This is a genomic window from Allobosea sp., from assembly GCF_035944895.1.
In the GTDB taxonomy this organism is placed as follows: domain Bacteria; phylum Pseudomonadota; class Alphaproteobacteria; order Rhizobiales; family Beijerinckiaceae; genus Allobosea.
This window is the reverse complement of record NZ_DASZAT010000010.1, coordinates 52,895-65,239: the sequence shown is the minus strand read 5'-3', so window position 1 is coordinate 65,239 and position 12,345 is coordinate 52,895. Positions and strand designations below refer to the sequence as shown.

Annotated in this window: 13 protein-coding genes; 9 read left to right on the top strand and 4 right to left on the bottom strand. The window is 66.7% G+C overall.

Features of this window, described 5'->3' with window-relative positions; genetic code table 11:
- The first annotated feature begins 56 nt into the window (after nucleotides 1–56).
- Nucleotides 57–1,424, top strand: coding sequence for a DUF3592 domain-containing protein (locus tag VGV58_RS15815; protein WP_326874993.1), 1,368 nt, complete (start codon nucleotides 57–59; stop codon nucleotides 1,422–1,424).
- Here the strand turns inward: VGV58_RS15815 and VGV58_RS15810 are convergent.
- On the bottom strand, nucleotides 1,421–1,933 hold the full coding sequence (locus VGV58_RS15810; protein ID WP_326874992.1) for a hypothetical protein: 513 nt from the start codon (nucleotides 1,931–1,933) through the stop codon (nucleotides 1,421–1,423). The two genes, VGV58_RS15815 and VGV58_RS15810, sit on opposite strands and share 4 nt — an antisense overlap.
- A gap of 255 nt (nucleotides 1,934–2,188) precedes the next feature.
- Here VGV58_RS15810 and VGV58_RS15805 point away from each other — a divergent pair, with 255 nt between their 5' ends.
- Nucleotides 2,189–3,214, top strand: a complete 1,026-nt coding sequence (locus VGV58_RS15805) for an ABC transporter substrate-binding protein (RefSeq protein WP_326874991.1) — start codon at nucleotides 2,189–2,191, stop codon at nucleotides 3,212–3,214.
- A 161-nt stretch (nucleotides 3,215–3,375) separates the two neighbouring features.
- Here VGV58_RS15805 and VGV58_RS15800 read toward each other — a convergent pair whose 3' ends face one another.
- The gene (locus VGV58_RS15800; protein WP_326874990.1) at nucleotides 3,376–4,185 is read right to left on the bottom strand and encodes a cupin domain-containing protein; all 810 of its coding nucleotides are present in this window, start codon (nucleotides 4,183–4,185) and stop codon (nucleotides 3,376–3,378) included.
- Nucleotides 4,186–4,458: 273 nt separating this feature from the next.
- Between VGV58_RS15800 and VGV58_RS15795 the strand changes: the two genes are divergently transcribed.
- The 7 genes from VGV58_RS15795 to VGV58_RS15765 all read left to right on the top strand — a co-directional run bounded on the left by VGV58_RS15795 (nucleotide 4,459) and on the right by VGV58_RS15765 (nucleotide 11,150).
- A complete protein-coding gene (locus VGV58_RS15795; protein ID WP_326874989.1) occupies nucleotides 4,459–4,875 on the top strand; it encodes a hypothetical protein in 417 nt (138 codons plus the stop codon).
- 76 nt (nucleotides 4,876–4,951) lie between these two features.
- Complete coding sequence (locus tag VGV58_RS15790) at nucleotides 4,952–5,359, top strand: nuclear transport factor 2 family protein (RefSeq protein WP_326874988.1); 408 nt, start codon at nucleotides 4,952–4,954, stop codon at nucleotides 5,357–5,359.
- Nucleotides 5,360–5,457: 98 nt separating this feature from the next.
- On the top strand, nucleotides 5,458–6,306 hold the full coding sequence (gene pdxY / locus VGV58_RS15785; RefSeq protein WP_326874987.1) for a pyridoxal kinase PdxY: 849 nt from the start codon (nucleotides 5,458–5,460) through the stop codon (nucleotides 6,304–6,306).
- A 5-nt stretch (nucleotides 6,307–6,311) separates the two neighbouring features.
- Nucleotides 6,312–7,433, top strand: a complete 1,122-nt coding sequence (locus tag VGV58_RS15780; RefSeq protein WP_326874986.1) for an endonuclease/exonuclease/phosphatase family protein — start codon at nucleotides 6,312–6,314, stop codon at nucleotides 7,431–7,433.
- The gene (locus VGV58_RS15775; protein ID WP_326874985.1) at nucleotides 7,430–8,329 is read left to right on the top strand and encodes a PhzF family phenazine biosynthesis protein; all 900 of its coding nucleotides are present in this window, start codon (nucleotides 7,430–7,432) and stop codon (nucleotides 8,327–8,329) included. Before VGV58_RS15780 ends, VGV58_RS15775 begins: the two co-directional genes overlap by 4 nt.
- Nucleotides 8,326–9,051: an NUDIX hydrolase gene (locus tag VGV58_RS15770; RefSeq protein WP_326874984.1), complete on the top strand. Its 726-nt coding sequence runs from the start codon at nucleotides 8,326–8,328 to the stop codon at nucleotides 9,049–9,051. The genes VGV58_RS15775 and VGV58_RS15770 overlap by 4 nt, the downstream gene beginning before the upstream one ends.
- 23 nt (nucleotides 9,052–9,074) lie before the next feature.
- Nucleotides 9,075–11,150 (top strand): M3 family metallopeptidase, encoded by a 2,076-nt coding sequence (locus VGV58_RS15765; RefSeq protein WP_326874983.1) that lies wholly within the window; start codon nucleotides 9,075–9,077, stop codon nucleotides 11,148–11,150.
- 6 nt (nucleotides 11,151–11,156) lie between these two features.
- Here VGV58_RS15765 and VGV58_RS15760 read toward each other — a convergent pair whose 3' ends face one another.
- Both VGV58_RS15760 and VGV58_RS15755 read right to left on the bottom strand, forming a co-directional pair.
- Nucleotides 11,157–11,891 (bottom strand): YbaY family lipoprotein, encoded by a 735-nt coding sequence (locus VGV58_RS15760; protein ID WP_326874982.1) that lies wholly within the window; start codon nucleotides 11,889–11,891, stop codon nucleotides 11,157–11,159.
- Between the two features lie 101 nt (nucleotides 11,892–11,992).
- Nucleotides 11,993–12,328: a hypothetical protein gene (locus VGV58_RS15755; protein ID WP_326874981.1), complete on the bottom strand. Its 336-nt coding sequence runs from the start codon at nucleotides 12,326–12,328 to the stop codon at nucleotides 11,993–11,995.
- Between the last annotated feature and the right edge of the window lie 17 nt (nucleotides 12,329–12,345).

Below are 12,345 nucleotides of genomic sequence, written 5' to 3'. Positions count from 1 at the left end.
CTTGATTCCCGGAGCAAACGAGCGCCATCCTTGCCCTTCCATTGTCGGGGGCGATCATGGAACTCGATGTCTGCGATCGCATCACGGCCGACCCGACGCGGGAGGACGTCACCCGCGCCATCGATCAGCGCGGCGACGATCCCGACTGGTTCATCAACCTCTCCGACGATGACGGCTATGTCGAAGCGGAGCTGGAAGGGAAGGGCCGGTTCCGGCTGGCCTATCATTCCGGCAAGGCCCGGTTCGATGCCGCCGAGACGGTCGATGCCGCGACGCTGAAGCGGATACTGCTTGCCTATCTCGGCGGCGACAAGAGCTGGCGGGGCAAGCTGGCCTGGCAGCGCCAGGCGTCGCCGGCCAAGGCGGCCGAGGCCAGGGGCGAGCCGCCAACCTGGGCGGTCGCGGCGGTGGTCGCCTCACTGGCACTGATCTTCGTGATCGCGGAGGTGCTGCCGGAGAGCTGGGTCGAGCGGCTGCCCTTCGCCGGAACGACCATGGGCAATATCGCGCTGATCGCGCTGCCGATGGTGGTGATGGTGGCGGCGATGATCATCAATGCCGTGCTCAAAGTGCGGCGCGCCAGCAACTGGTCGCAGGCGCCGGGGCGCGTCATCCGATCGCAGATGGGGGTGCGGCGACCGCCTGAAGGCAACGAGATCGGCACCGCCGTCAATGTTCCAGCCGTGACCTATTCCTTCTCGGTCGGTGGGGTGACCTATCAGGGCACGCGAGTCAGCCTCGGCGACATCAGCGGCAAATTTGCGCTGGAGGCGCTGGCGAAATACCCGGCCGGTGCGAACGTGACCGTCTACTACGACCCCGCCGATCCCAGCGACTGCGTGCTGGAGCGCGAGGCGCCGAAGGGCGCGGTCAAGGGTTGCAGCCTCGCACTGCTCGTCGTCATGATCCTCGTCTGGGGGCTCTACTGGGTGGGTACCCAAGGGGCCGAAGTCCTCAAGGTGCGCATGCCGGATGCGGATGTCCCGGTGATGCTGTTCGCCGGCCTGTTTGGCGCTGCGGCGCTGCTGTTCTTCGTCGGACACCGGCGCTATCTCGCCCGCGCCAATGCCTGGCCGGTTACGGCGGGGGAGGTCGTCTCCAGTGCCGTCGAGCAACGCCGCTCGACGGAGAACGGCAAGACGCGCACCACCTATCTCCCCGTCGTCGAGTTCGCCTACACCGTCGATGGCAATCGCCTGCACAGCCGGCAGGTGAAGCTCGGCCTCGAGGTTTCGGGCTCGGAGAGCCTTGCGCAAGGGATCGCCGATCGCTATCCGGCCGGCGCACCGGTCGAGGTGCATTACGACCCGCAGGACCCGTCCAATGCGGCTCTGGAGAATCCGACGGAAACGAACTGGCTCCTGCTCGGCATCGCGCTCGCCTGCTTCGCCATCGCGCTCTATGCGAGCCGCGTTTTTCACTAGCTCGATTCGTCCGCGCCCTTCTGGCCGGGCTGGGCTCCGAGCAGCCGGATCAATTCGGCATAGCGCGGCATCAGCTCTTCGCGCCGCTGCATGTCGCGATCGAACTGCCCCTGTTTGTCCGCCGTGCCGCTCCCGTCCTGCGGCGCGACGGCTCCCTGGAACATCTCGTCGAGCGCATGAGCCATGGTTCGGTCGCTGAGCCAGGCGAGTTCCTGTTGAAGCGCCGTGTACTCGGTCATCAGCTTGAAGCGCTTTTCGACCCAGCTCGGCTCGGCTGGGTCGTCGACGCCGGCTCCTGGTGCCTGCGCAGCGGTGCTGCCCTGAGCCAGGGCTGTTCGGGCCTGGTCGGACAGGTCGAGGATGACGGCGTCGTCCCGATCAGGCGTTGCCGATGCCATCACGGCAGGCGACGAACTCGCCCTGTCCGGAGCCGGCGCGCCTGCCGAGGGCGCGCTGTGTGGGGTGGCGTAGGGGAAAGGCGCAGTCCGGGCCGCTACTGCGTCCACCATGACCGTCTCCTGTTTCGTCCGTTCTGGTCGAAAGCCGTCGTCGAGGCGTCGTCGGGATTCACCGCATCCAGCCAGTGTGGAAGGCGAGCTTTAACAAGCCTTGAATCTTTCCCGTCGCTTCCGCGGCGATCGGCCCCGGTTTCGCGCGCTCTGTAGCGGCATGCCTGCGCTTGCCCCGCTTGCGGCAATGCGCCTATCTTCGTCGCGAAATCGCGCCTTTTTCGAAGCGCGTCATCGTTCAACCGGAGGAAACCTATGTTTTTCACTCGTCGTGCGGCGCTTGCCGCGCTCGCTGTCACCACTGCGCTCGGCGTCTCGCCGGCCTTCGCCCAGAATGCCGAGAAGCCGAAGCTGACGCTCGGCGTCGGCGGCAAGCAGCTGCTCTACTATCTCCCGCTCACCGTCGCGGAGAAGAAGGGCTTCTTCAAGGATCAGGGGCTCGACGTCGAGATCAACGATTTCGGCGGCGGCGCCAAGTCGCTCCAGGCCCTCGTCGGCGGCTCGGTCGACGTAGTCACCGGCGCCTATGAACACACCATCCGCATGCAGGCCAAGGGCCAGGACATCCGCGCCGTGATCGAGCTCGGGCGCTTCCCGGCGATCACCATCGCGGTGCGCAAGGACCTCGCCGACAAGGTCAAGTCGGCGGCCGACTTCAAGGGCCTGAAGATCGGCGTCACCGCGCCCGGCTCCTCGACGGCGCTGACGGCGCAATACGCCATGGTCAAGGCGGGGCTGAAGGCGACCGACGCCGCGATCATCGGCGTCGGCGCCGGTGCCAGCGCGGTCGCAGCGATCAAGCAGAAGCAGGTCGACGTGATCTCGCATCTCGACCCCGTCACTTCGAAGCTGGAATCGGATGGCGACATCGTCTCGCTGATCGACACCCGTACCGAGGCCGGCACCAAGGCGCTGTTCGGCGGCTCGAACCCGGCGGCGGTGCTCTATCTCAAGAACGACTTCGCCGAGATGAACCCGGTGACGACGCAGAAGCTCGTCAACGCGCTGATGAAGTCGCTGAAATGGCTGGAGACGGCCAAGCCGCAGGATGTCGCCGACCTCGTGCCGCCGGAATACCATCTTGGCGACAAGCCGCTCTACCTGACCGCGGTGAAGAACTCGCAGGAGAGCTATTCGCGCACCGGCATCCCGACCGCCGACGCGATGAAGAGCATGTACGACTCGCTCAAGCTGCTCGATCCCGAGCTGACCAACTCGAATGTCGACCTGACCAAGACCTTCATCGATTCGTTCGCCAAGAAGGCAGCTGCGGGATCGTAATAGCTGCAGAAATCCTTCTCCCCTCGGGGGAGAAGGTCGCAGCGCGAAGCGCTGACGGATGAGGGAAGGGCCGCGTCAGCGGCCCTTTCTCGTTTCACCCAGTCATGCCGCCCCCATCCCCCTGCGGGGACCTTCTCCCCCGAGGGGAGAAGGAGAAGGCCCTAACCCCGCTTGCCGCCCACTGAGATGAACGCCATCAGGCAGGGCTCCGGGAGCGGATTGCGCCAGCGATGCCGGGTGCCGTTCTGCACGATGCAGTCGCCCTGGCGCAGATGGACGCTTTGTCCGTCGTCCAGCTCCAGCGTCATCTCGCCGCGCACCACGACGCCGTAGTCGATGGTGTCGGAGGTGTGCATGCCCGGAGCGCTGAGATCGAAATGGTCGCCCATGCGCGGGACCTTCTCCGACATTTCCTCCAGCGCGCTCTTGAAGGTCACGCCGGCTGGCGGTTTCCAGCCCTCGGGGCGCCGCGGCGGATAGGAGATCAGGCGGAACATCGTGCCGCCCGGCCCGGGAAAGGCGACTGTTCCCGCGAGCATCGGGTCGGGCTCCAACCCGGTGAGCTGAGGCACGCCCTCGGTCCTGTAGAGTTCGTAGAAGGTCAGTCCCGGATTGGAGTCGATCTCCACGACCTTGGACGTGACGTCGAAGGATTTGAACACCGACTTGCCGGCTGCATCGCGGCCGGTCAGCGCCCGCTTCGGGGGCGGCAGTTCGCTCGAATCCTTGGCTTCGGCGGGGGGCGACAGCGCGGTCAGGGCGCTGCCGCCGACCAGCGCGGAAAGCGCCTGCAGCAGGCGACGGCGATCGCCACCTTCAGGTTGTTCAGAAGACGTCTTGTCATTGTCCTGGAGCTTGTTCTTGTTTACCGTGCGCCAAAGCCAGGAAAACTTGCTCATCGCTATCCTCCGCTGTTCTGGTTCTTCCTTTTTCTTTTTATTGCCAGGCCGGTGCGCTGTTGCGTCAAGCATCCAGCTTGCGGCAGGTAGCGTGATAAAGAATTCAATTTTCTACAACTAGACCTTAGGCTCAGTTTTTGCCCGGCGGCTGGGCCGGATTCTGAAGGGACGTCTCGGGGGCAGAGGATTGTCTCGATTTCGAACGCGCTTCTTCCTGTATTCGTTCGGTCGTCGGCTCGATTTTCATCAGCCGAAAGTTCAATTGTCTGCAACTGCAGGTGGATGAATATTGCGGCGGCGTCCGCTGAAAAACCCTTCCGGCGGAGGAGGCCAGAAGGTGCTCGCATGACGCCGAATGCCCCCGCCCTGTTCGCCTTCGTCATCCTGATCCTGCCGATGGGCTATCTGCTGCTGGCGGCCCCCGGCTTCCTGTTCGTGAAGCTTGATGTCCTGCCGGTCGCCCGGCTGATGCGGATGATGTTCAGCGCCTATTTCCAGGTGCTTGCCGTCGCTGCCATCGTCGGGACTATCGTCTTCGCGCTGACGGAGCGCTGGGCCTTCGTCATCGGTGTCGGTGTCCTGGCGACGACGCTGCTGGGGCGGCGCTGGTTCCTGGCTCGGATGGACGGCGAGATCGCCGCCTGGCCAGCCGATGTCGGCCGCCGTCTGCGCCGACTGCATTGCGGCGGCATGGCGTGCAACGCTGTTCAGCTTGCCATCGTCATCGCCAGCGTTCCCTACATCATGGGCGCGCCGGCCTGATCAGGTCCAGGCAACAGCACGCTGGACTTGCAGTCGCCACGGCGTGAGAGTGGCGGTTGACGCAAGGAGAGGTGTCATGACCGATCGTGCTGCCGTCGAAGCCCTGATCCGCAATGCCTATGCCGCCCGCCACCGCGGCGACCTCGATGCCCTGATGGGCTATATGCACCCCGATTGCAGCTATCGGCTGGCCGGTGGGCCGCAGGTTGCCGCGGTCTTCGTGCAGCCCGAGGGGCAGGCGGCCGTGCGCGAGCAGATGGCCGGGCTGATCGCGACCTATGTCTTCAGCGATATCGAGGAGCTTGCGCTGACTGTGGACGGCGACAAGGCGACGCTGCACTGGCGCGCCAATGTCGAGTGCAGGCCGACCGGGCGCAGCGCTGCGTTCGAGATCATGGACATCTTCACCATCGCCGACGGCAAGCTGAAGAGCCTCACCCAGTTCACCGACACGGCTGGCGTCGCGCGATTGTCGAGCCCATAGCGCCGGGCTGATCGCTCCCATCACCGCTTTCGATTGGCGCGGGCCCCGCCAGCCGCTAGGTTCGCCGCGTCGTGTCGTCGAAGGCTGGCCTATCCTCCATGAACATCCTCTCGATCCAGTCCCATGTCGCCTATGGCCATGTCGGCAATGCCTCGGCCGTGTTCCCGATGCAGCGCCTCGGCGTCGAGGTCTGGCCGATCCATACCGTGCAGTTCTCGAACCACACCGGCTACGGCGCCTGGAAGGGGCAGGTCTTCGACGGCGCGACGATTGACGAGCTGATGGCGGGCATCGGCGAGCGCGGCGTGCTTCCCAAATGCGATGGCGTGCTCTCCGGCTATATGGGCTCGGCCGATATCGGCCACGCCATCCTCTCCGCCGTCGCCAGAGTGCGCGAGGCCAATCCCAAGGCGATGTATTGCTGCGATCCGGTGATCGGCGATGTCGGCCGCGGCGTCTTCGTGCGGCCGGGCATCCCGGAATTCATGCGCGAGCAGGCGGTGCCGGCCGCCGACATCGTCACGCCGAACCAGTTCGAGCTGGAATTGCTCACCGATGTCGAGGTGAAGACGCTGGCCGACGCGCATCGTGCCGTCGAGGCGCTGCGCGATGCCGGGCCGAAGGTCGTGCTGGTGACCTCGCTGATCACCAACGAGACCCCTGGCGATTCTATCGACCTGATGGCGGCGGACGGGCAGGGCACCTATCGCGTGCGCACGCCGAAGATCGACATCAACATCAACGGTGCCGGCGATGCGATCGCTGCGCTGTTCTTCGTGCACTATCTGCGCGACGGCTCGGCCGCGAGCGCGCTCGGCAAGGCGGCATCCTCGATCTACGGGCTGCTGAAGCGGACCAAGGAGGCCGGTTCGCGCGAGATACTGACCGTGGCGGCGCAGGACGAGTTCGTCACGCCATCGCAGCTCTTCGCGCCCGAGGCGGTCTGACGCGCATGAAGCTGCGCCTCGGCACCTTCAACGTCGAGAACCTGCTGACGCGCCATCGCTTCGAGCCCGGTGGGCGGACCGAGACGGCAGCGGCGATGTCGCTGTTTCATTTCCCGCGCGCCGACGAGCGCGATGCGGTCGAGCGCTCGCTCGCGGTCGCGCTCGAGGACGACAAGCGCCAGATGACGGCGCTCGCTATCGCCGAGGCCAATGCCGATCTCTGGATGCTGCAGGAGGTCGACTCGCTCGCCAGCCTGCAGGCCTTCTTCGCCAATTACGTCCACCGCATCGCCGATCATCGCTACGGCCATTTCACGCTGCTCGACGGCAATGACCGGCGCAATATCGACATCGGCTTCGCCGCAAGGCGCGATCTGGTGAAGCCGCCGCAGGTCACCGTGCGCTCCTACAAGGGCATGAGCTTTGCGGATGCGGAGGCGTTCTCACCCGAGATCGCCGCCTTCGGCATCAATCCGCGCGACAAGGTCTTCGCGCGCGATTGCCTGGCGGTCGAGCTCGATTTCGGCGATCGGCGGCTCACCCTGTTCGGCTGCCACTTCAAGTCGATGAACAATGGCCGTGACGATGGCCGGCAGGCGACCCTGCCGATCCGCCGGGCCGAGGCGCTGGCGGTGAAGACAATCGTCAAGGACTGGTTCGGGCCGGGCTGGCGCGAGGCGAACTGGGCGATCCTCGGCGATCTCAATGGCTACCGCATCGGGCTCGGGCCGCTGGCGGCGCCGGTCGACGAGGGCGACAGCGGCATCGAGCCGCTGCTGGAGGATTTCGCCGTCGATCCGATCGAGAGCCTGCCGCCGCATGAGCGCTGGACACATTTCCGGCGCTACTGGTCGGAGGAGTGCCAAAGCCTGGTCGACAGCCATATGCCGCTCGACCATATCCTGCTTTCGCCGGCGCTGGCCGCGGCCAATCCGAACCCGGCGATGCAGATGATCCGGCGCGGCTTGCCTTATCGCGTGCCGCTCGATCCGCGCGAGGCCGATCGCTCGATGGCCAAGCTCGCTCTGACCTGCGACCGCTATCCGCGCGTCGGCTGGGACCGACCCAAGGCCTCGGACCACTGTCCGCTGACGATCGAGCTCTCGATCCCAAAGGAGACCGCATGAGCCGCCGCTTCGTCACGCTCGACGTATTCACGACCAGGCCGCATGCCGGCAATCCGCTCGCTGTGGTGCTCGACAGCGACGGGCTGGACAGCGCGGCGATGCAGACGATCGCGCGCGAGTTCAACCTGTCCGAGACGGTCTTCGTCGCGCCGCCGGCGAACCCTGCCCATCGCGCCGCCATCCGCATCTTCACGCCGGGGCAGGAGCTGCCTTTCGCCGGCCATCCGACGGTCGGCACCGCTGCGCTGCTGGCGCTGCGCGATGCGGCGGAGGGGCGGGCAGTGGACAGGCTCGTGCTGGAAGAGAAGGTCGGGCTGGTGCCATGCCTGATCGCGCTCGGCAATGCGCGCAGCGTCCGCGCCACCTTCACGCTGCCGAAGCTGCCGGAGCAGATCGCGCAGCCGGTCGCCGATGCCGCGCTGGCGGAGGCGCTTGGGCTGGATGTGGCCGACCTCGGCTTCGAAGGACATCGGGCGAGCGCCTTCTCGGCCGGCGTCGCCTATACGATGGTGCCGGTTGCCAGCCGGGAGGCGGTCGTGAAGGCGCGTGTCGCCGGAGCGTTCGAGCGCACGATGGCGCCGGCCCAGAACGGCAACGCCTTCGTCTATTGCCGCGAAACCGAGGAGGCGGGACATCACTATCATGCCCGCATGTTCTGGCCGGAGACCGGGATCATAGAAGACCCGGCGACCGGCTCGGCCGTCGCCGCTTTCGCCGGTGCGATCATGACGTTCGACCGGCCGGGCGATGGCACGCACCGCCTCGTCATCGAGCAGGGTTACGAGATGGGTAGGCCCTCGCAGATCGAGCTGACGCTGACCGTCGCGGGCGGCGTGCTGGCCTCGGCGACGATCGGTGGCGCTGCGGTGGTGATGAGCGAGGGCGTGCTGCTGTGACGGGGAATGGTGTCGTCGATGGCGAGATCGTCGCGCTCGATCGCGTCGAGGCGCGGGTCGAGGGGTTCGACTGGGGCTTTGCCCGCGATCGCGCCGATGAGATCGCGGCGCATTGGGAGAAGATTAGCGCCGGCAAGCCGGCGATGTTCAACGGCCGCGTCATGCTGCAGCATCGCGCCGCGATCGAAGGCGGGGTGTTCCATGCCGGCTATTTCGAGGCCGATTACGCCGCCTTCCTGAGCTGGCGCGATTTCGGCCTGCCGCCGCCGGCGATCCGCAATGGCTTCGCAATGGCGGCACTGCGGGCGGCCGACGGCGCCTTCCTGCTTGGCCGGATGGGCGATCACACCGCCAACCCCGGCAAGGTCTATTTCGCCGCCGGCACGCCGGACAGGGAGGATGCCCGCCCGGATGGCACGCTCGACCTCGCCGGCAGCGTCACCCGCGAGCTCTGCGAGGAGACCGGGCTGACGCTCGACGAGATTGCCGTCGATGAACGCTGGACGGCGGTGATCGTGCCCGGTCGTGTCGCTTTCATGCGCCCGGTCGGGATCGACCTGCCGGCTGGCGAGGCGCGTGAATTGATGCTGGCGCGGATCGCGCAACAGGACGAGCCGGAATTGTCCGATATCGTGATCGTCCGCAATCTCGCCGATTGCGCGGCTTATGACATGCCGCCCTTCATGACGTCCTATCTCGCCCATATCTACGGGCGGGATTGACCCTTTACCGATCGAGGTTGCCGATGGCCGATGCGTCCGAAGTCCTTGCCCTGCCCGCTGCCAACCCGTTCGGGCGCGCCTGGGAGACGCCGTTCGGCCTGCCGCCGTTCGCCGAGATCACGCCAGAGCATATCCGCGAGGCGTATCCAGCTGCGCTGGAACAGCACCGGGCCGAGGTCGAGGCGATCAAGGCAGAAAAGGCCGCTCCGAGCTTCGCCAACACGATCGAGGCGCTGGAGCGCTCGGCCCGTGGCATGAGCCGGCTCGGCGGCGTGTTCTACAATCTCGCCGGGGCCGACACCAACGAGGCGCTGCAGGCGATCGAGCGCGAGATGTCGCCGGTGATGTCGCGGCATTGGTCGGCGATCATGATGGATCACGATCTCTTTTCCCGCGTCGATGCGGTCTTCGAAGCGCGCGAGAGCCTCGGCCTGAGCGAGGAGCAGCTGCGACTGCTGGAGCGGACGCATCGCGGCTTCATCCGCTCGGGTGCAAAGCTCGAGGGCGAGGCCAAGGCCAGGCTCGCGGCGATCAACGAGCGGTTGGCGGGCCTCGGCACCAGCTTCGGCCAGAACCTGCTCAAGGACGAGGCGAGCTATGCGCTGATCATCGAGAACGAGGCTGATCTCGACGGCCTGCCGCCCTTCGTCGTCGCGGCGATGGCGCGTGCCGCTGCCGATCGCGGCCAGGACGGCAAGCATGCGGTGACGCTGGCGCGCTCGATCATCGAGCCGTTCCTGACCTTTTCGACGCGGCGCGAGCTGCGCGAGCAGGCTTTCACCGCCTGGAGCAAGCGTGGCGAGAATGGCGGCGAGACCGACAACCGCGCCATCGTCGCTGAGATGGTGAATCTCCGGGCCGAGAAGGCGAAGCTCCTGGGCTTTGCCACCTTCGCCCATTTCAAGCTCGACGATTCCATGGCGAAGACGCCGGAGAACGTGCGCAACCTGCTCGAACTGGTCTGGAAGCCGGCGCGTGCCCGCGCCGGGCAGGAAGCTGCGGATCTCGCCGCGCTCGCCCAAAGCGAGGGCGAGAACGCGCCGATCCGCCCGTCCGACTGGCGCTTCTATGCCGAGAAGGTCCGGCAGAAGACCTATGCGCTCGATGAGGCCGTGCTGAAGCCCTATCTCCAGCTCGACAGGATCATCGCCGCCGCCTTCGACACCGCCAGCAAGCTGTTCGGGCTCTCCTTCGCCGAGCGTCCGGACCTCAAGGGCTATCATCCGGATGTCCGCGTCTTCGAGGTCAAGGAGACCGCCACCGGCCGGCATATCGGCCTCTTTCTCGGCGACTATTTCGCCCGCGCCTCGAAGCGCTCGGGCGCCTGGATGAGCGCCTATCGCGGCCAGCGCAATTTCGACGGTGAGGTCCGGCCGATCATCGTCAACGTCTGCAATTTCGCCAAGCCGGCGGAGGGCAAGCCGGCGCTGCTCTCGATCGACGATGCCCGCACGCTCTTCCACGAGTTCGGCCATGCCCTGCACGGCCTGCTCTCGGACGTGCATTACGGTTCGCTCGCCGGCACTTCGGTCTCGCGCGATTTCGTCGAACTGCCCTCGCAGCTCTACGAGCACTGGTTCCTGACGAAGGAGGTGATGCAGCGCTTCTGCCTGCATGCCGAGACCGGCGAGCCGATCCCCGACGAGCTGATCGAGAAGATCAAGCGGGCGCAGACCTTCAATCAGGGCTTCGCCACGGTGGAATATACCTCCTCGGCGCTGGTCGATCTCGCCTTCCACTCGCTGGAAGCGCCGGCGGAGGTCGATCCGCTTGCCTTCGAGGCAAAGGAGTTGGCGCGGATCGGCATGCCCGCCGAGATCACCATGCGCCACCGCACGCCGCATTTCTCGCACGTGTTCTCGGGCGACGGCTATTCGGCCGGCTATTACAGCTATCTCTGGTCGGAGGTGATGGACGCCGACGCCTTCAACGCCTTCATCGAGGCGGGCAACGTCTTCGCCCCGGAGGTCGCCGGCAAGCTGAAGCGCTACATCTACTCGGCCGGCGACACCCGCGATCCGGCCGAGGCCTATACGCTGTTCAGGGGCCGCCTGCCGACCCCGGATGCGCTGCTGGAGAAGCGCGGGCTGGCGGCCTGAAGGCCGCTACTCCCGCGCCAGCACGACAAGCCGCGCGCCGCGCCCGCTCAGCAGGGTGAGCGCGCCGCGCTCCATGCGCCAGCTCCGCGTCGCTTCCAGCGCTGCGCGGAACTGGTTTTCGACCTGCATGCGCGGTTCGGGGCAGGCCATCATCGTGCCGACCAGCGGTCCGAAGCGGATCTGCCGGTCGCGGATCGTCGCCTGCCCGCCCATGCCGTTGCAGCTGCCATGGGCGGAGACGCGCCCATTGGAGTCGATCTGCAGCGTGACGCGGACGCCCTCAGGGAGCGGCCGGCCGCGCAGACTCTCGACGCGCCATGAGCCGGTGGGACCGCCGACCTCGGCCGGCGGCGCGACGCGCTGGACGACGATCTCGCCGCTCGCCTCCGGCACGAGCGCGGCGTGGTGCTCGGTCGTGGTGAACCAGAGCTGGCCGCGCACCCTGATCTCGGCGCGCAGGGCATAACGATGACCGGGCCGGATCACCGCATCGTTGAAGCGTAAGCGATAGGGGATCGGCACCTGCCGGCGCGCGGCGACCCGCGCACGGGCGATGGTGCGGGACGGGGCATCCGCCAGCGAGACGTCGAGCAGGCTGACCTCGACCACTGCGCCAGGCGGCAGCGCGATCCGCTCGCGATAGCTGACCGTGCCCGAGAGCGTGCGCGGCGCGGCGAGCGCGGGCAGCGGCAGCGCAGCGAGAGCGAGGGGCGCAGCGGCGAAGATGCGGCGGGTGATCATGGTGCAACGCCTCTCGCTTCGGTCCGGCTTTCACCGGCGAACCCTGTCATTGCCGGGAGGGCGAAGCAACCAACGGTCGTGCTTCGCTGGCCAGGCGGATGTCAGCCTGCCGGGTAGCCGAACTTCGTCCGTGTCGCGCGGATCTGGGAGATCGCGCCGGCGTCATTGCCGGCGGCGCAGGTCTTGCGGGCCGTGTCGATCTCGGCGCTGACGCGGCTGTGGACGCCCTTGGTGGTGTGGCCGGTCTGCAGATCGTTGTCCATCACCGCCTGGAAACGGTCGACCTCGCCGGCGCAGCCCGAGCCGGTCGGCATGCGGAAGGTGTTCGGCGTGACGCCGGTCGGTGCCTGCTCGGGCGAGGGCGCCGGCGGCGGAGCAGCCGTCTGGCAGGCCGCAAGGGAAAGGCCGAGGGCGGCGGCGAGGAGGGCGGCGCGCATAAGTGGAGCTCCGGCTG